The sequence below is a fragment of the Microbacterium sp. NPDC087589 genome, from assembly GCF_044743635.1.
Taxonomy (GTDB): Bacteria; Actinomycetota; Actinomycetes; order Actinomycetales; family Microbacteriaceae; genus Microbacterium.
Genome location: NZ_JBIUWV010000001.1, coordinates 454,151 through 472,392 on the forward strand (window position 1 = coordinate 454,151; position 18,242 = coordinate 472,392).

Annotated in this window: 13 protein-coding genes; all 13 read left to right on the plus strand. The window is 67.8% G+C overall.

What is annotated here, in order from left to right; genetic code table 11:
- Nucleotides 1-31: 31 nt before the first annotated feature.
- Nucleotides 32-3,331: an SNF2-related protein gene (locus tag ACIOU8_RS02305; RefSeq protein ID WP_400785416.1), complete on the plus strand. Its 3,300-nt coding sequence runs from the start codon at nt 32-34 to the stop codon at nt 3,329-3,331.
- A gap of 75 nt (nt 3,332-3,406) precedes the next feature.
- Entirely contained in the window at nt 3,407-4,984 is a 1,578-nt protein-coding gene (locus ACIOU8_RS02310) for a Rieske 2Fe-2S domain-containing protein (protein ID WP_400785418.1), read from the plus strand.
- Between the two features lie 76 nt (nt 4,985-5,060).
- Nucleotides 5,061-5,591 (plus strand): bifunctional pyr operon transcriptional regulator/uracil phosphoribosyltransferase PyrR, encoded by a 531-nt coding sequence (pyrR, locus tag ACIOU8_RS02315; protein ID WP_140037124.1) that lies wholly within the window; start codon nt 5,061-5,063, stop codon nt 5,589-5,591.
- Nucleotides 5,588-6,553: an aspartate carbamoyltransferase catalytic subunit gene (locus tag ACIOU8_RS02320; RefSeq protein ID WP_400785420.1), complete on the plus strand. Its 966-nt coding sequence runs from the start codon at nt 5,588-5,590 to the stop codon at nt 6,551-6,553. The genes pyrR and ACIOU8_RS02320 overlap by 4 nt, the downstream gene beginning before the upstream one ends.
- On the plus strand, nt 6,550-7,854 hold the full coding sequence (locus ACIOU8_RS02325) for a dihydroorotase (RefSeq protein ID WP_400785422.1): 1,305 nt from the start codon (nt 6,550-6,552) through the stop codon (nt 7,852-7,854). Before ACIOU8_RS02320 ends, ACIOU8_RS02325 begins: the two co-directional genes overlap by 4 nt.
- Entirely contained in the window at nt 7,851-8,378 is a 528-nt protein-coding gene (locus ACIOU8_RS02330) for a hypothetical protein (protein ID WP_400785424.1), read from the plus strand. Before ACIOU8_RS02325 ends, ACIOU8_RS02330 begins: the two co-directional genes overlap by 4 nt.
- A complete protein-coding gene (carA, locus tag ACIOU8_RS02335) occupies nt 8,375-9,559 on the plus strand; it encodes a glutamine-hydrolyzing carbamoyl-phosphate synthase small subunit (RefSeq protein ID WP_400785426.1) in 1,185 nt (394 codons plus the stop codon). The genes ACIOU8_RS02330 and carA overlap by 4 nt, the downstream gene beginning before the upstream one ends.
- The gene (carB, locus tag ACIOU8_RS02340) at nt 9,559-12,846 is read left to right on the plus strand and encodes a carbamoyl-phosphate synthase large subunit (protein WP_400785428.1); all 3,288 of its coding nucleotides are present in this window, start codon (nt 9,559-9,561) and stop codon (nt 12,844-12,846) included. Before carA ends, carB begins: the two co-directional genes overlap by 1 nt.
- The gene (gene pyrF, locus ACIOU8_RS02345) at nt 12,843-13,688 is read left to right on the plus strand and encodes an orotidine-5'-phosphate decarboxylase (RefSeq protein WP_400785430.1); all 846 of its coding nucleotides are present in this window, start codon (nt 12,843-12,845) and stop codon (nt 13,686-13,688) included. The genes carB and pyrF overlap by 4 nt, the downstream gene beginning before the upstream one ends.
- Nucleotides 13,681-14,589, plus strand: a complete 909-nt coding sequence (gene gmk, locus ACIOU8_RS02350) for a guanylate kinase (RefSeq protein WP_400785432.1) — start codon at nt 13,681-13,683, stop codon at nt 14,587-14,589. The genes pyrF and gmk overlap by 8 nt, the downstream gene beginning before the upstream one ends.
- A 64-nt stretch (nt 14,590-14,653) precedes the next feature.
- Complete coding sequence (gene rpoZ, locus ACIOU8_RS02355; protein WP_042536631.1) at nt 14,654-14,911, plus strand: DNA-directed RNA polymerase subunit omega; 258 nt, start codon at nt 14,654-14,656, stop codon at nt 14,909-14,911.
- A gap of 93 nt (nt 14,912-15,004) precedes the next feature.
- Nucleotides 15,005-16,198 carry a methionine adenosyltransferase gene (gene metK, locus ACIOU8_RS02360; protein ID WP_400785434.1) on the plus strand — a complete coding sequence of 398 codons (1,194 nt, stop codon included), beginning with the start codon at nt 15,005-15,007 and terminating at the stop codon, nt 16,196-16,198.
- A 29-nt stretch (nt 16,199-16,227) separates the two neighbouring features.
- Nucleotides 16,228-18,186 carry a primosomal protein N' gene (locus ACIOU8_RS02365; RefSeq protein WP_400785436.1) on the plus strand — a complete coding sequence of 653 codons (1,959 nt, stop codon included), beginning with the start codon at nt 16,228-16,230 and terminating at the stop codon, nt 18,184-18,186.
- Nucleotides 18,187-18,242 lie beyond the last annotated feature (56 nt).

Genomic DNA, 18,242 nt, shown 5'->3' on the forward strand with positions numbered 1-18,242 from the left:
TGATGTCGGAGGCCGCGGGAAGGATGGGGTCATGCCCGCGCCGCACGTCGATCTTCGAGATCTCATGCAGATCACCGATGCGGGTGGTTATCAACGCGGCCTCGCATATTTCCGCGAGGGCAACGTGCTCGACGTGGTCTGGCATGAGGATCTCAACGAACTCGAGGGACATGTCCGCGGCAGCTCGGACGCCCAGTATGTGACAGAGATCCTCTTCCACTCGTCGAACGGCACCAGGCGGCCGCGGACGACCCGCTGTTCGTGCCCGGTGCGCAGCGGGTGCAAGCACGTCGTCGCCACGCTGCTCGCATCGAATGTGCACGAGTACTCCCAGCAGGCAGCGGCGCTTCAGCGCCAGCCCGAGGCACGGCCGGAATCGACCGCGCCGCGCAGTGCTGCGGCGCCGTCGTGGCGCAGCCTGCTGGACCCGTCGGTGTCACGGCACCCGCAGCGACTCGCGCTCGGGATCGAGTTGCGGCACCGGGAGTCCCGCAGCGACAACCACTGGGGACCCCGCCCGGTTCGTGCCGCGACGCCACGCGACCTGGCGCGCCCGCAGGGTGAGCTGCTGCTGGCGATCCGCCCTATGATGCGCAGCGTGCAGACCGGTGCCTGGATCCAGGGCGGCGCAGGCTGGGATGCCGTCCGTCGCGACGCCGCGCAGTTCGGTCGCGACCAGAACCGCTGGTTCGGAGACCTGCTGAGCATCTCTCGGGATTCACTGCTCTCCGGCAACGCCGGCGAGTGGCTCGTCCTTGACCAGGTCGAGTCACCGTTGCTGTGGAGGCACCTCCGATCGGGCGCCGAGCTCGGCATCCCGCTCGTCGCGAGTCAGAAGAGCGCCTCGGTGCGCATCGCGGCCAGCGCCGAGGTCTCGACGCGCATCGCCCGAGGAGACGACGGCTCCCTGGTGGTGTCCGCGGATGTGCGCATAGATGAGCGTGAGGTCTCCGACCGGGAAGTGCATCCGATCGGCCGCACGGGCGTGTACTCCGCCGCCCTCGTGGGCGCGCGGATCGACATCGTCCTCGCCGAGGCGTCGCTGAGCGAGCAGACGCGAGCCCTGCTCGCGGCCTCCGACCCGATCGTCGTGCCCTCCGACGACGAGCAGGCGTTCATCGCCGACGCCTATCCGCTGCTGGCGAGGCGCAGCACGGTGCGCACGGTCGGGGCGGTCGCGCTTCCGGACGTCCCCGAGCCGGAGCCCGTGTTGACGGTCAGCTACGAGCGCGGCGATGTGGTGAGCTACTCGTTCCAATGGTCGTACGGTCAGTTCGGGCGAGTGCCGTTCGCCTGGAACGATGCAGCAGTGCGCGACGCCGCGGTCGAGACCGCCAAGAGGGCGGCTATCGAGGCTGCGTGGCAGGAGTTCCGCACGACCAGCTTCAGGCCGAGCGGCTCCTTCCACGACATCGACGCGGCGGCTTTCGTCGCCGAGGGGGTTCCCGCGCTCGAGGCGGCCGGAGTCCGCGTCGAATCGAGCGGGGAGCGCAAGGCGTACCGCGAGCTGACCGGTGATCCGCAGGTCAAGGTCACGAGCGTCGAATCGACGGACTCCGACTGGTTCGACCTCGGGATCCTCGTGACGATCGACGGCCGGACGATCCCGTTCGGTCCGCTGTTCACCGCGCTGAGCAAGGGGCGTAAGAAGCTGCTCCTCTCCGACGGCGGGTACTTCTCCCTCAATCACCCGTCGCTGGACCGCCTGCGAGATCTCATCGAGGAGGCGGGCGAACTCGACGAGTGGGAGACGGGCCCCAGGATCAGTCGCTACCAGACCGACCTCTGGGAGGAGTTCGAGGATCTCGCAGACGAGGCCGAGCCCGCGGTGAGCTGGCGCGCCACTGCAGACGGACTTCGTCAGGCCACCGGTGTTCCTGCGACGCCTGTGCCCACGGGCGTTCAGGCGGAGCTGCGCGCGTATCAGAAGACCGGCTTCGACTGGCTGGTGTTCCTGTGGCGACACCGGCTGGGAGGGATCCTCGCCGACGACATGGGTCTCGGCAAGACCCTGCAGCTCCTCACGTTCGTGCAGCACACGAGGGATGCCGGCGAGACGCGGCCGTTCCTCGTGCTCGCCCCCACGTCGGTGCTGAGCACCTGGCGGTCGGAGGCCGCGCGATTCACTCCGGGGCTCAGCGTGTCGATCGTCGACAGCACGAGCGGAAAACGCGCCGACGTGCTGAGAGCGGCGGCCCGGTCGAGCGACCTCGTCGTGAGCTCGTACACGGTCGCACGACTCGACGAAGAGGAGTTCCGCGAGGTCGAGTGGGCCGGACTGATCCTCGACGAGGCCCAGTTCGTCAAGAACCCCAAGACGAGACTCCACCGCGCGATCTCGACGTTCCGGGCCGACGTCACCTACGCCGTGACCGGCACGCCGATGGAGAACAGCCTCTCCGAGCTGTGGTCGCTCCTCACACTCGCCGCGCCCGGGCTCTTCCCCTCAGCGCGCAAGTTCAAGGACCGGTACATCCAGCCGATCGAGAAGGGCAAGGTCCCTGAGAACGAGGAGGGCGGCGAATACCGCGCTCGGCGCCTCGCCCAGCTCCGTCGTCGCGTCCGGCCTCTGATGCTGCGACGGACGAAGGAGCTCGTGGCGCCCGATCTCCCCGCCAAGCAGGAGCAGCTGCTCGAGGTCGAGATGAGTCCGGAGCACCGGGCCCTCTACGACGTCGTGCTGCAGCGCGAGCGCCAGAAGGTCCTGGGCCTCATCGACGATCTCGATCGCAACCGCTTCATCGTCTTCCGCTCCCTCACGCTGCTGCGCATGCTGAGTCTCGCACCTGCGCTGGTCGACGAGGCAGACGCAGACATCGGCTCGAGCAAGCTCGACACGCTCCTCGAACGCGTCGTCGAGCTGCAGGCCGAGGGACACCGCGCGCTCGTCTTCAGCCAGTTCACCTCGTTCCTCGATCTCGCCGCCGCTCGCCTCGAAGCCGCGGGCATCCCGTATGCGCACCTCGACGGCTCGACGCGGCGCAGGGAGCAGGTGATCGACGGGTTCAAAGCGGGGGAGCAGCCGGTGTTCCTGATCAGCCTGAAGGCCGGTGGATTCGGGCTCACGCTGACCGAGGCCGACTACGTCTTCCTCCTGGACCCCTGGTGGAACCCGGCCGCCGAAGAGCAGGCGATCGACCGCACTCATCGCATCGGACAGACGAATCAGGTGTTCGTCTATCGGATGATCTCGACCGGCACGATCGAGGAGAAGGTCCTCGAGCTTCAGCGTCGCAAGGCCAGGCTCTTCACCGCCGTGATGGACGATGACGAGCTCTTCGCGCAGTCGCTCACGGCCGAGGACATCAAGGGTCTGTTCGACGAGGCCTGATTTGTCCCGGCCGGGTCACCGCATCCGTCCAGCACCCCGTCGGTAGAATCGAACGGTTGACTTCAGGAGGAATGCATGCGGATCACGGGACTCGGCCACGCCGGGATGTTCATCGAGACAGTCGGCGGGAACATCATCTGCGACCCGGTTCTCGGGCCCTCGTTCTTCGGCTCGTGGTTCCCCTTCCCGGACAACCGCGGGCTCGACTGGGAGCGATTCGGCCGCGAGGCGGACTTCCTCTACATCTCCCACCGGCACCGCGACCACTTCGACCCGGCGCTGCTCGAGCGGTACATCCGCAAGGACATCGAGGTGCTGCTGCCCGAGTACCCCATCGATGACCTCGAGCAGGACATCCGGGCACTGGGCTACACGAACATCACCTACGCACCGGCGGGGGAGATCATCGAACGCGGCGACCTCAAGATCATGATCACGCCGCTCCGGGCGCCCAGCGACGGCCCTATCGGCGACTCATCGCTGAGCGTCGACGACGGCACCGCGTCGGTTCTCAACCAGAACGACTCGCACCCCCTTGATCTCGACACGCTGCTTCACTTCGGAAAGCCCGACGCGTACTTCACACAGGTCTCCGGGGCGATCTGGTGGCCCATGGTCTACGACCTGCCGATGGACGCGAAGCAGAACTTCGCGAAGCTCAAGCGCGACGCGCAGAACAAGCGAGCGATGTACTACATCGACAAGGTGGATGCGCCGCACGTCTTCCCGATGGCAGGGCCGCCCATGTTCCTGCGCGACGACCTCTTCGACTTCAACGGGATCGGACGCAACGGCGAGTCGATCTTCACGGATCAGAAGCAGTTCCTCGCCCACATGAAGGAGCTCTCGCCGCAGTACGACGGGCACCTGTTCGTACCCGGCACGGTCGTGACCGTCGAAGCCGGTCAGGTGTCGACCGAGCAGTCGCTGTACACCGAGTCGGAGATCGCCCACATCTTCGATGAGAAGTGGGACTACCTCGAAGAGCAGCGTTCCGCTCGCCAGCAGGAGATCCTCGACGAGGAGGCTTCGCGCGCCGACGTGCTGCCCGCCGCTGAGATGCTCGAGGAGCTGAAGTCCTGGTGGGAGCCGCTGCTGAAGAAGTCGCGCACCATCCGCCTCGGAGTCGGCGGGTGCGTGCGATTCAGGATCGGCGACCTCGACATGGTCGTGGACTTCCCTCGCGCCAAGGTTCGCGAGTACGCGGGCGAGGAGTGCATCTACTGGTACACGATCCCCGCCGACCTCGTCTCGACGAACATCCGCGATCATGAGATCGACTGGTCGAACTCGATCTTCCTCTCGATGCAGTTCCAGGTGGGACGCAGCGGCAAGTTCAACGAGTTCCTGACGACGTTCCTCAAGTGCCTGTCGGTCGACCGCATCGAGTACGTCGAGAACTGGTACCAGGAGCAGACGGATCAGACCGAGGATGCCGAGATCGGCGACTGGGTCGTGCAGCGCCGCTGCCCGCATCTGCGGGCCGACCTGACGAAGACCGGCAAGGTCGACGACGACGGCATCCTGACCTGCAGCATGCACGACTGGAAGTGGGACCTCAAGACCGGCCGCTGCCTGTCGACGAGTGGCCACCCCATCCGCTCGACGAAGATCGACGAGGTCAGCGACGCTGTGCTCAGCGAGGCCGGCTGAGGCGTCGAGCCGCGCTACACTGGGTGCATCAAGCAACCTTTAACACCGTCCTGTGAGGCGGAGAAGGGAGCGGCCGATGAGTGCACGAACCGTGCTGCATGAAGCCGATATCTCGCGGGCATTGACCCGCATCGCGCATGAGATCCTCGAGTCCAATCGAGGGGCTGAGAACCTCGTCCTGCTGGGCATTCCGACCCGCGGAGTCACTCTCGCCCATCGCCTGTCGGCTGTGATCGGCGAAATCGCGCAGACCACCGTCCCGGTGGGCGCACTCGACGTCACGCTGTTCCGCGACGACCTGGCGAAGCAGCCCACGAGGTCTCCTCGTCCGACCGACATCCCCGCCGGCGGCATCGACGGCAAGACGGTCGTCCTCGTCGACGACGTGCTCTTCTCGGGCCGCAGCATCCGCGCCGCGCTCGATGCGCTGCAGTCGATCGGTCGCCCGTCGATCGTCCGACTCGCGATCCTCGTCGATCGGGGCCACCGCGAGCTGCCGATCCGGCCGGACTTCGTCGGCAAGAACATCCCGTCCTCTCGTCAGGAGCGCGTCAACGTGCGGTTGGCCGAGCACGACGGCGCCGAGGAGGTGACGATCGAAGCATGAGACATCTTCTCGACACACGCACCCTCGATCGCGAGACCGCTCTGCGCATCCTCGACGTCGCCGAGGACATGTCCGACACGCAATCACGCGAGGTCAAGAAGCTCCCGACCCTCCGCGGCAAGACCGTCGTCAATCTCTTCTTCGAGGACTCGACGCGAACCCGCATCTCCTTCGAGGCCGCCGCGAAGCGCCTGTCGGCCGACGTGATCAACTTCGCGGCGAAGGGCTCGAGCGTCTCCAAGGGGGAGAGCCTGAAGGACACCGCTCAGACTCTGCAGGCGATGGGCGCGGATGCGGTCGTCATCCGTCACCCCGCATCAGGCGCACCGCAGACCCTGGCCACCAGCGGCTGGATCTCGGCGGGCGTGGTCAACGCCGGCGACGGCACGCACGAGCACCCGACCCAGGCGCTGCTCGACGCGTTCACGATCCGCAAGCGGCGTTTCGGCGCCGACAGCCGTGGTCGCGATCTCGCCGGCATCCGGGTCGTGATCGTCGGAGACGTGCTGCACTCTCGGGTCGCGCGATCGAACGTCTGGCTGCTCGCCACGCTCGGCGCCGAGGTCACGCTGGTCGCTCCGCCCACACTGGTGCCGCAGAATGTCTCGCTCTGGCCTGCGCAGGTCGTCTACGACCTCGACCAGGCGCTGGCTGAGGGGCCGGACGCCGTGATGATGCTCCGCATCCAGCTCGAGCGCATGAACGCCGCGTATTTTCCCACTGAGCGGGAGTATTCCAGGCGGTGGGGTCTTGACGCACTGCGAGTCGCGGGTCTTCCGGACGGTAGCATTGTCATGCACCCCGGACCCATGAACCGAGGGTTGGAGATCTCCTCCGAAGCCGCCGATTCCCCGCGCTCGACCGTGCTGGAACAGGTGACGAACGGGGTGTCCATCCGCATGGCGGTGCTGTACCTGCTTCTTGCAGGAGAACGAGACGACGAACGAGGGGGAGACCAGTGAGCGAGACCCTCGTCATCACCGGCGCACAGCTTCTCGGTGCCGAGCGCGCCGACATCATCGTGGAGAACGGTCTGATCGCCGAGATCGGCCGGGGACTGACCCGTGCGGGTGCTCGAGTGATCGACGCCGACGGCCTGGTGGCCCTTCCTGGGCTCGTCGATCTGCACACTCATCTGCGCGAACCCGGCTACGAAGCGTCCGAGACGATCCTCACCGGCACCAGGGCAGCAGCGGCCGGGGGCTTCACTGCCGTCTTCGCGATGCCCAACACCTCGCCGGTGGCCGACACCGCCGGCGTCGTGGAGCAGGAGCTCGCGCTCGGCGAAGCGGCCGGGTACGCGACCGTGCAGCCCATCGGCGCCGTGACCGTGGGGCAGAAGGGCGAGCGACTCGCCGAACTCGGCGCGATGGCGACATCGCGCGCGCAGGTGCGCGTCTTCAGCGACGACGGCTTCTGCGTCTTCGACCCTCTGATCATGCGCCGAGCGCTCGAGTACGTGAAGTCCTTCGGCGGCGTCATCGCACAGCATGCGCAGGATCCCCGCCTCACCGAGGGCGCCCAGATGAATGAGGGCACGGTCTCGGCCGAGCTCGGACTCGCCGGATGGCCCGCCGTCGCTGAGGAGTCGATCATCGCCCGCGATGTGCTCCTCGCCGAGCACGTGGGCTCGCGTCTGCACGTCTGCCACCTCTCGACAGCAGGCTCGGTCGACATCATCCGCTGGGCCAAGAAGCGGGGCATCGACGTCACGGCCGAGGTGACCCCGCATCATCTGCTGCTCACCGACGAACTCGTGCGCGGGTACGACGCGCGCTACAAGGTCAATCCGCCGCTGCGGCGCGAAGAAGACGTCCTGGCCGTGCGCGAAGGGCTCGCAGACGGCACGATCGACATCGTCGCGACGGATCACGCGCCGCACCCGAGCGAGCACAAGTCCTGCGAGTGGCAGGCTGCCGCGAACGGCATGGTCGGACTCGAGAGTGCGCTGCGCGTCGTGCACCAGTCGATGGTGCAGACCGGCCTGATCGGCTGGGAGGACGTGGCTCGGGTGATGAGCGCCGCACCCGCGCGGATCGGACGCCTGTCGGGCCATGGATTGCCTCTCGAAGCGGGTGCTCCCGCGCAGATCACGCTCTACGACCCGTCGGTCGACGGTGTCTTCACCGAGTCGGATCTGCACGGCCGAAGCGTGAACTCGCCGTACCTCGGTCGCGACCTTCCCGGCCGCGTCGAGTTCACGGTGCACCGCGGAGTCCTGACGGTCGACGGCGCTGACGTCGTCGAGGAGCTGAACGCATGAGTGCACGCGACATCGCGATCGCGATCACGATCGCCGCGGCGGTGCTCGTACTGGTCGTCATGTTCACCGCCTGGCGACGACGGCTTCGACGCGACTCGGGTCTCGCGGCACCCCTCGGAGTGCCCGAGCACGCGGAAGTGATCGACCGTCATGAGGTTCTCTACGTCTCGACGACCAAGCACGACCAGCCGCTCGAGCGGCTGGCCCTGCACCCGCTCGCGTACCGGGCCAGGGGCGAGGTCGCCGTCACGGACCGCGGGCTCGCGCTCTGCCTCGACGGCGCGCCGACTGTCTTCCTCGCCTCCTCGCGGCTCGCGAGCGTCGACCGTGCGACAGTGACGATCGATCGCGTCGTGGAACCCGGCGGACTCGTCCGCGTCGCGTGGAGCGCGGACGACGACACGATCGTCGACTCGTACCTGCGTCTCACAGACGGCGACCCCCAGACCTTCATCTCAGAACTGCAGCGACTCGTCCCGGCCACGGGCGACGACGCCGCCCCCGACACAGGAGCAACGTCATGACCCCTTCGACAAGCCCTTCGACAAGCTCAGGACGGGCCCACCAGCTCCCCGAACCCGCAGTCCTCGTCCTCGAAGACGGGACCCGCCACACGGGCCGTGCGTACGGCGCACGAGGCACCACTTTCGGCGAGGTCGTCTTCTCCACCGGCATGTCCGGCTACCAGGAGACGCTGACCGATCCCTCGTACGCAGGTCAGATCGTCCTGCAGACGGCGCCGCACATCGGCAACACCGGCATGAACGACGAAGACCCCGAGTCTCGTCGCATCTGGGTGGCCGGCTACATCGTCCGCGACCCCTCGCGCGTCGTTTCGAACTGGCGAGCCAACGCCTCGCTCGACGAGATCCTCGAGCGCGACGGAATCGTCGGCATCAGCGGGATCGACACCCGGTCGATCACCCGACACATCCGCTCGGCCGGTTCGATGCGCGGCGGGGTGTTCTCGGGGGACGCCGCGAAGCTCGACGCCGAAGAGCAGCTGCGGCTCGTGCGCCAGGCGCCCCAGATGGCCGGTCAGAACCTCTCGTCACAGGTGTCGGTGGACGTCGCCACGGTGACGACGGCGATGGGGGAGCGCGTCGGCAATCTCGCCGTCCTCGACCTCGGAGTCAAGCAGGCCACGATCGACAATCTCGCGGCACGCGGGTTCGAGGTGCATGTGCTGCCCCAGAACGTCACGATCGACGACATCCGCTCGATCGATCCGGTCGCCGTCTTCTACTCGAACGGCCCCGGCGACCCCGCGGCGTCGGGCGACCACGTCGAACTGCTGCGCTCGGTGCTCGATGACGGGCTCCCGTTCTTCGGCATCTGCTTCGGGAACCAGCTGCTCGGCAGGGCACTCGGGCTCGGCACCTACAAGCTGCCGTTCGGCCACCGCGGCATCAACCAGCCGGTGCTCGACAAGTCGACCGGGCGCGTCGAGATCACCGCGCACAACCACGGATTCGCCGTGGAGGCGCCGCTGGAGGGCTCGTTCGACAGCCCGCACGGCTACGGCAAGGTCGAGGTCAGCCACGTCGGTCTGAACGACAACGTCGTGGAGGGCCTCCGCGCCCTCGACATCCCCGCGTTCTCGGTGCAGTACCACCCGGAAGCCGCCGCCGGCCCGCACGACGCCAACTATCTCTTCGACCGGTTCCGTGACATGGTCATCGCCAGCAAGAAGGACGCCAAGTAATGCCCAAGCGCGACGACATCAACTCCGTTCTCGTCATCGGCTCCGGCCCGATCGTCATCGGTCAGGCCTGCGAGTTCGACTACTCCGGCACCCAGGCGTGCCGCGTCCTCCGCGAAGAGGGCGTCAGGGTCATCCTGGTCAACTCCAACCCGGCGACGATCATGACCGACCCCGACTTCGCCGACGCGACGTACATCGAGCCCATCACGTGGCAGGTCATCGAGACGATCATCGCGAAGGAGCGTCCTGACGCCATCCTTCCGACCCTGGGCGGGCAGACCGCCCTGAACGCCGCGATCGAGCTGCACAACCACGGCATCCTCGAGAAGTACGACGTCGAGCTGATCGGCGCCAGCTTCGAGGCGATCAACAAGGGCGAGGACCGTCAGATCTTCAAGCAGCTCGTGCTCGACGCCGGAGCCGACGTCGCCCGCAGCATCATCGCCCACACGATGGACGACCTGCTCGAGGGCGCTGCCGAGCTGGGCTACCCGCTCGTCGTGCGCCCCTCGTTCACGATGGGCGGTCTCGGCTCGGGCTTCGCCTACGACGAAGAGGACCTCCGCCGCATCGGCGGAGCCGGTCTGCGCGATTCTCCGACCACCGAGGTTCTCCTCGAGGAATCGATCCTCGGCTGGAAGGAGTACGAGCTCGAGCTCATGCGCGACACGGCTGATAACACGGTCGTCGTCTGCTCTATCGAGAACGTCGACCCCGTCGGCGTGCACACGGGCGACTCGATCACCGTCGCGCCGGCTCTGACGCTCACCGACCGCGAGTACCAGAAGCTCCGCGACATCGGCATCGACATCATCCGCGCCGTCGGCGTCGACACCGGTGGCTGCAACATCCAGTTCGCCGTCGACCCCAGCAACGGTCGCATCATCGTCATCGAGATGAACCCGCGCGTCTCGCGCTCGAGCGCCCTCGCCTCGAAGGCCACCGGGTTCCCGATCGCCAAGCTCGCTGCCAAGCTCGCACTCGGCTACCGTCTCGACGAGATCCCGAACGACATCACGGGAGTCACTCCGGCGAGCTTCGAACCCACGCTCGACTACGTCGTCGTCAAGGTGCCGCGATTCGCTTTCGAGAAGTTCCCGGCCGCCGATGCGACCCTGACGACCACCATGAAGTCGGTGGGTGAGGCGATGGCGATCGGCCGCAACTACGCGACCGCGCTGCAGAAGGCGCTGCGCTCGCTCGAGAAGCGGGGCTCGAGCTTCCACTGGGGTGAGGAGAGCCGCTCGGCAGCCGAGCTTCTCGAGATCTCGAAGATCCCGACCGACGGTCGCATCATCACCCTGCAGCAGGCGCTGCGCAAGGGTGCGACGGTCGAGCAGGCGTTCGAGGCGACAGCGATCGACCCCTGGTTCATCGACCAGATCGTGCTGATCAACGAGGTCGCCGAGACCGTGCGCACGGCGCCTGAGCTCGACGCGGCCACGCTTCGATACGCCAAGGAGCATGGTTTCTCCGACGCGCAGATCGCGCAGCTCCGCGGCGACGACGAGGCCGAGGTCCGCGGCGTGCGCCATGGCTTCGGCATCCGCCCCGTCTACAAGACCGTCGACACCTGCGCCGGCGAGTTCCCCGCGCTCACGCCGTACCACTACTCGAGCTACGACTTCGAGACCGAGGTCATCCCGTCGGATCGCACCAAGGTCGTGATCATCGGATCCGGTCCCAACCGCATCGGCCAGGGCGTCGAGTTCGACTACTCGTGCGTGCACGCGTCGTTCGCGCTCTCGGATGCCGGGTTCGAGACCATCATGGTCAACTGCAACCCCGAGACCGTGTCCACCGACTACGACACGTCGGATCGGCTGTACTTCGAGCCGCTGACGCTCGAAGATGTGCTCGAGGTGCTCGACGCCGAAGCCGCCAGCGGAACGATCCTCGGCGTCGTCTGCCAGCTCGGCGGCCAGACGCCGCTGGGACTTGCGAAGGGCATCGAGGCTGCTGGTTACACGGTGCTCGGCACGAGCCCGGCGGCCATCGACATCGCCGAAGAGCGCGAGCTGTTCTCTCAGCTGCTCGACTCAGCCGGACTCATCGCGCCGCGTCACGGCACCGCGGTGGACGCCGACGGCGCGGTGGCCGTGGCCGACGAGATCGGATACCCCGTGCTCGTGCGTCCGAGCTTCGTGCTCGGCGGGCGGGGAATGGAGATCGTCTACAGCGCGGAGTCGCTGCGCGAGTACTTCGTGCGCACCGCGGGCGAGGTCATCATCGAGGAGGGCAAGCCCCTGCTCGTCGACCGCTTCCTCGACGATGCGATCGAGCTCGACGTCGACGCGCTGTACGACGGCACAGATCTGTACATCGGCGGCGTGATGGAGCACCTCGAAGAGGCCGGCATCCACTCGGGCGACTCCAGCTGCACCCTGCCGCCCGTGTCGCTGGGCCGTACCGACATCGATCGGGTGCGCGAGGCGACCCTGGCGATCGCCAAGGGTGTCGGCGTGCGCGGACTGCTCAACGTGCAGTTCGCGATCAGCGCGGGTGTGCTCTATGTCATCGAGGCGAACCCGCGTGCGAGCCGCACGGTGCCGTTCGTCTCGAAGGCGCTGGGCATCCCGATGGCGAAGGCGGCGAGCCGCATCATGGTCGGCTCGACGATCGCCGAGCTCCGTGCTGAGGGCATGCTCCCCGAGCAGGACGGCTCCCGCGTGCCTCTCGACGCCCCTGTCTCGGTGAAGGAGGCGGTGCTTCCCTTCAAGCGGTTCCGCACGGCCGACGGCAAGACCGTCGACTCGATCCTCGGGCCGGAGATGCGCTCGACGGGCGAGGTCATGGGCATCGACCGCGACTTCCCGACCGCGTTCGCCAAGAGCCAGGCGGCCGCGTACGGCGGGTTGCCGACCTCCGGCACCGTGTTCATCTCGGTGGCCGACTCCGACAAGCGCGCGGTGATCCTTCCGGCACACCGTCTGCAGCAGCTCGGATTCACGATCGTGGCAACCGAGGGCACGGCCGAGATCCTCTCCCGCAACGGCATCGCGGTGACCGTGGTCGAGAAGTACAGCGAGACCCAGGAATCGGGAGCGACCAACATCGTCGACCTCATCAACGAAGGGTCGATCGACATCGTCGTGAACACGCCTTCGGGTGGTGCGGCGCGCGCGGACGGCTACGAGATCCGCGCGGCGGCCGTCGCGGCCGACAAGGCGCTGTTCACCACGATGGCGGTGCTCGGCGCCGCCGTGAGCGGGATGGACGCAGCACACGAGGGCTTCCAGGTGAAGAGCCTTCAGGAGTACGCACTCGACCGGAAGGCCGCTCTGTGAGCGCACGCTTCGGCGAACGGGTCCGTGCCGCCCTCGCGGCGCACGGCCCGCTGTGCGTGGGAATCGATCCCCATGCGGCGCTGCTCGCATCCTGGGGCCTCGGTGACGACGCGCCCGGCGCCCGCGAGTTCGGACTGCGCACGGTCGAGGCCGCCGCCGGCCGTGCCGCGATCGTGAAACCGCAGGTGTCGTTCTTCGAGCGCTTCGGCTCCGCGGGCATCGCGGCACTCGAGGACGTGCTCGCCGCTGCGCGTGCGGCCGGACTCGTCGTCATCGCGGATGCGAAGCGCGGCGACATCGGCTCGACCATGGATGCGTATGCCGCGGCGTGGCTCACGCCAGGGGCACCGCTCGAGGCCGACGCCCTGACCGTGAACCCGTTCCTCGGGGTCGGTGCGCTCGACGGCACCTTCGCCCTCGCCGAGGAGCACGGCAAGGGTCTCTTCGTGCTCGCTGCCACGAGCAACCCCGAGGCGCAGACCTTGCAGCGCTCGGTCTCCGAGACCGGCCGCGCCGTGTCAGCGGACATCATCTCCGTGGTCTCGGCCCGCAACGCGGAGCACACCGCAACAGGCGAGTGGGGGAGCTTCGGCTTCGTGATCGGCGCGACCGTGGATTGGACGGATGCCGGCATCGCCGCATTCGCACCGATGGCCCCCATCCTCGCGCCCGGTTTCGGCACGCAGGGTGCGACTCCGGCAGACCTCCACCGTCGGTTCGGCTCGATGAGCCCCGCGGTCATCGCGAGCGAGAGCCGCAGCCTCCTCTCGGCCGGACCCGCCGGTCTCGCCGCCGCCATCGACGCACGCGTCGCAGAGTACAGGGAGGCCGGCCGTGGCTGAGTCCCGTCCCGTCCCCGAGGTCGACCGTGCCGCCGCCGCCCGCAAAGCGGTCGAGCGGCGCCGTGCCCGCGCGTCCCTCAAGCGCGATCTGACGACACGAGTCGTGACCCCGCAGGCTGTGCTCGAAAGGGCCACCGCCGACCCCGACTCGGTCGAGGGGTCGATGCGCATCACGGACTTCCTGCTCGCCCTCCCGGCCATCGGCGCGGGAAAGCGCGACCGGATCCTGGCAGAGCTGCACATCTCGCCGGTGAAACGACTCGGGGGTCTCGGCGTCAGGCAGCGCGTGGCGCTCTCGCGGTGGCTCGACTCCCGCTTCCCGATCCTGCGGCCGCGAGGCGCACGAAGCCGCCTCCTGGTGCTCGCCGGGCCGACCGCTGTGGGCAAGGGCACCGTTGCAGCCCACATCCGCGAGCACAACCCCGAGATCCATCTGTCGGTCTCGGCGACGACCCGGGCGCCGCGCCCTGGCGAGGTCGACGGCGTGCACTACTACTTCGTGGACGACGCGGAGTTCGATCGACTGATCGCCGAGGACGAGCTTCTCGAGTACGCGGTCGTGCACAACAGATCGCGGTACGGGACGCCCCGTGCCCCGATCGATGCCGCACTGGCAGCGGGCAAGACCGTGCTGCTGGAGATCGACCTGCAGGGTGCCCGTCAGGTGCGCAAGGCCGAGCCGGCCGCGACGCTCATCTTCCTGCTGCCGCCGACCTGGGACGAACTGGTTCAGCGACTGGTCGGACGCGGCACCGAAGGGGCCGAGGAACGCGCTCGCAGACTGCGCACCGCGAAGGTCGAACTCGCCGCGCAGAACGAGTTCGATCACCTCATCGTGAACGAGGACGTCGCCGCTGCGGCCGCAGAGGTCGTAGAATTGTCTTCAAGCTCTGCGCGCTGAGCGTTTTCGCGCGCCGTTGCACAGTCTTCGCGACGATCCCGTCGCCTGATCAGGAGGTCCCACCATGGCCGGACACCACACCAACGGAATCATCGATCCCCCCATCGACAATCTGCTCGACCGCGTCGACTCGAAGTACGAGCTCGTGATCTACGCCGCCAAGCGCGCGCGTCAGATCAACGACTACTACTCCGACCTCCACGAGGGCAACCTGTTCGACAACGTCGGTCCGCTCGTCGACTCCTCCGTCGAGGACAAGCCGCTGACCATCGCTCTGCACGAGATCAACGAGGACAAGCTCCGTCTCCGTCACGCCGAGTGACGTCCGATGACCGCACCGCCGGCTGATGTCGGCGGTGCGGTCCATCATGGGAGCCATCCCCTTCCTGCTGTCCGATTCCGTTCTGGAGCCCCGATGAGCGCGCTGCGTCTGTTCACGTCCGAGTCCGTCACCGAGGGGCACCCAGACAAGATCTGCGACCAGATCTCGGACAGCATCCTCGACGGGCTCATCGCGAAGGACCCCGAGTCACGCGTCGCTGTCGAGACGCTGGTGACCACCGGTCTCGTGCACGTCGCCGGCGAGATCCGCACCGAGGCGTACGTCGACATCCCGACCATCGTCCGACAGGTCGTCAATCGCATCGGCTACACGTCGAGCGACACCGGCTTCGACGGTGACTCCTGCGGCGTGAGCATCTCGGTGGGCGAGCAGTCGACAGATATCGCCCATGGCGTCGACAACGCCCAGGAGCACCGCGACGGCTCATCCGTCGATCCGCTCGACGGACTCGGCGCCGGCGACCAGGGCATCATGTTCGGCTTCGCCACGAACGAGACGCCCCAGCTGATGCCGATGGCCGCGTGGACCGCGCACCGCATCGCCGAGCGTCTCGCCGACGTGCGCCGCTCGGGCGCGTTGCCGTTCCTCCGCCCCGACGGCAAGACGCAGGTCACGCTCGGGTACGACGGCTTCACGCCCAAGACCGTCGACGCCGTCGTGCTGTCGACCCAGCATCACCCCGAGATCTCGCAGGACGAGCTCAAGGCACAGGTGCGCGAGCACGTCATCGACCCGATCCTCGAGACCACAGGACTCGACCTCGACGACATCACCTACTACATCAATCCGGCGGGTCCCTTCGTGACCGGCGGGCCCAAGGGCGACGCGGGTCTCACCGGCCGCAAGATCATCATCGACACTTACGGCGGTGCGGCGCGACACGGTGGCGGTGCGTTCAGCGGCAAAGACCCCTCGAAGGTCGACCGTTCGGGCGCCTACGCGACTCGCTGGGTGGCCAAGAACGCTGTCGCAGCAGGACTCGCCGACCGTCTCGAGGTCCAGGTCGCGTACGCGATCGGCGTCGCTCGCCCGGTGGGTCTCTATGTCGAGACCTTCGGCACCGGCAAGGTGTCGGACGAGGTGATCACCCGCGCGATCGACGACGTCTTCGATCTCCGTCCGCAGGCGATCATCGAGCACCTCGATCTGCTGCGCCCGATCTATGCGCAGACAGCCGCCTACGGACATTTCGGCCGCGAGCTGCCGGAGTTCACCTGGGAGCGCACCGACCGCGCTGAAGAGCTGCGGCGCGCTGCAGGACTCTGACGGAGCGCGGGCCTGATGGCGATCCGCTCATGACGACGCAAAGCCGTCGCATCGCGCGTGTGCTGCTGGACTCTCCGCTTCCGCAGCTCGACCGGCTCTTCGACTACGCGCTGCCGGCCGAACTCGGAGACGTGCCGATCGGGGTGCGCGTGCGCGTGCCGCTACGCACGGCCGGTCGGGTGGTCGACGGGTACGTGGTCGAGATCGATACCGAGAACGACGCCGACAGGCCTCTCTCCGAGGTCGAGAGCGTCGTGTCGCCGGTGCCGGTGCTTCCCGAGCGCACCTACCGGCTGGCTCGTCGCGCAGCCGACCGCGCGGCAGGGTCGGCATCCGACGTGCTGCGTCTCGTCATCCCCAAGCGTCAGGTACGGGTCGAGAAGGCATGGACGGCAGACACACCTGCACCCGTGCCGGCAGATGAGTCCATCGCCGCCGCCGCGTCGCTCCTCGCCATGTACGACCACCTCGACGAGGTTCTGGCAGACGCCGGCAGGGCTGCGGTCGAGGCGATCCCGATGCAGCACCGGGGCGAGCCGGGCTGGACGGCTCTGCTGGCCTCGACGGCGACGCGGATGCTCGCGGCCGGACGCTCCAGCATCCTGATCGTGCCCGATCATCGAGACCTCGATCTGCTCCTCGCTGCTCTCGGGTCGCTCGTTCCGCCCGAGGCTGTCGTGCGATACGACTCACGGCAGACGAATCCCGATCGATACCGCTCCTTCCTCAGATCGCTCGAGGATGCTCCGTGCATCGTGGTCGGCAACCGCTCGGCCGTCTACGCGCCGGTGCGCGCCGGGCTCGTCGCGGTGTGGGATGACGGCGATCCGCTGCTCGGCGAACCGCTCGCGCCCTACATCAACGCTCGAGATGCAGCGCTGCTCCGTCAGGAGCAGGAGGACTCCGCTCTGCTGTTCGTCGGCCATACCCGCACGACAGACGTCGAGCGCCTCGTCGCGCATGGCTACCTGCACGATGTGCGAGCCGCGCGACGGGTGATGCCGAGAGTGATCCTGAGCACACCGCAGGAGATGGATGCGCCGACGGCGCAGCGGATGCCGTCTTCGGCGTTCCTCTCGGCAGGCAACGCCGCAGCCGAGGGTCCGGTGCTCGTGCAGGTCTCGCGCCCGGGTTTCGCGCCGTCCCTCGTGTGCGCGGAGTGCCGTGCGCCGGCCAGATGCGCGCACTGCGGCGGACCGTTGGGTGCCAAGCATCGCGGTGCCGTGCCCGTGTGTGCGTGGTGCGGCCGGGGCGCGAGAGCCTGGGCCTGCCCGACGTGTTCGTCGACCAAGCTGCGGTTGGCGTCCTCGGGGAGCGAGCGCACTGCCGACGAGCTGGGCAAGGCGTTCCCCGGAGTCCGGGTGATCGTCGCCGACAGCGCGCACCCGGTCGAACACGTGGCCGACAAGCCGGCGCTCGTGGTCGCGACCCGCGGCGCCGAGCCGCTCGCCGAGGGGGGCTATCGCGCAGTGGTACTGCTCGACGGTCCACGTATGCTCCAGGCACCTGATCTTCGGATCGGCGAGGCATGTCTGCGGTGGTGGTCGAACGCCGCTGCCCTCGCTGCGCCCGGGGCGCCCATCCACCTCGTCGGAGTAGACGGCACGATCGCACGCGCGCTCGCGACCTGGAGCCAGTCGGGTTACGCTCGCGGCGAGCTCGCAGAGCGCGCCCCGCTGCACATGCCTCCGACCGCTCGCGTCGCTCTGGTCGAGGGGTCCGCCGCGGCCGTCGGCCGTGCGCTGGCAGCGCTGCAGGAACTCGCCCTGCCGTCTGACGCGGTCCTGGGTCCTGTGCCCATCGAGTCCGACGACTATCCGCCGCGCGTGCGCGCGCTCGTCCGATTCGACTACGGCGCCGGAGTCAAGGTCGCGGCGACGCTGCGCGCAGCGGTCGTGGCCGAAGCCGTCAGCAACCGTCGAGGCAAGGGAAAGTCGACTCGGAGCACGCTCTCGGTTCGGCTCGATATCCTCGACCCAGAGCTCTGATACTTCCGCACCGATCCGATCTCACCCGATTCACACACAGCATCCCTCCGGAGCAC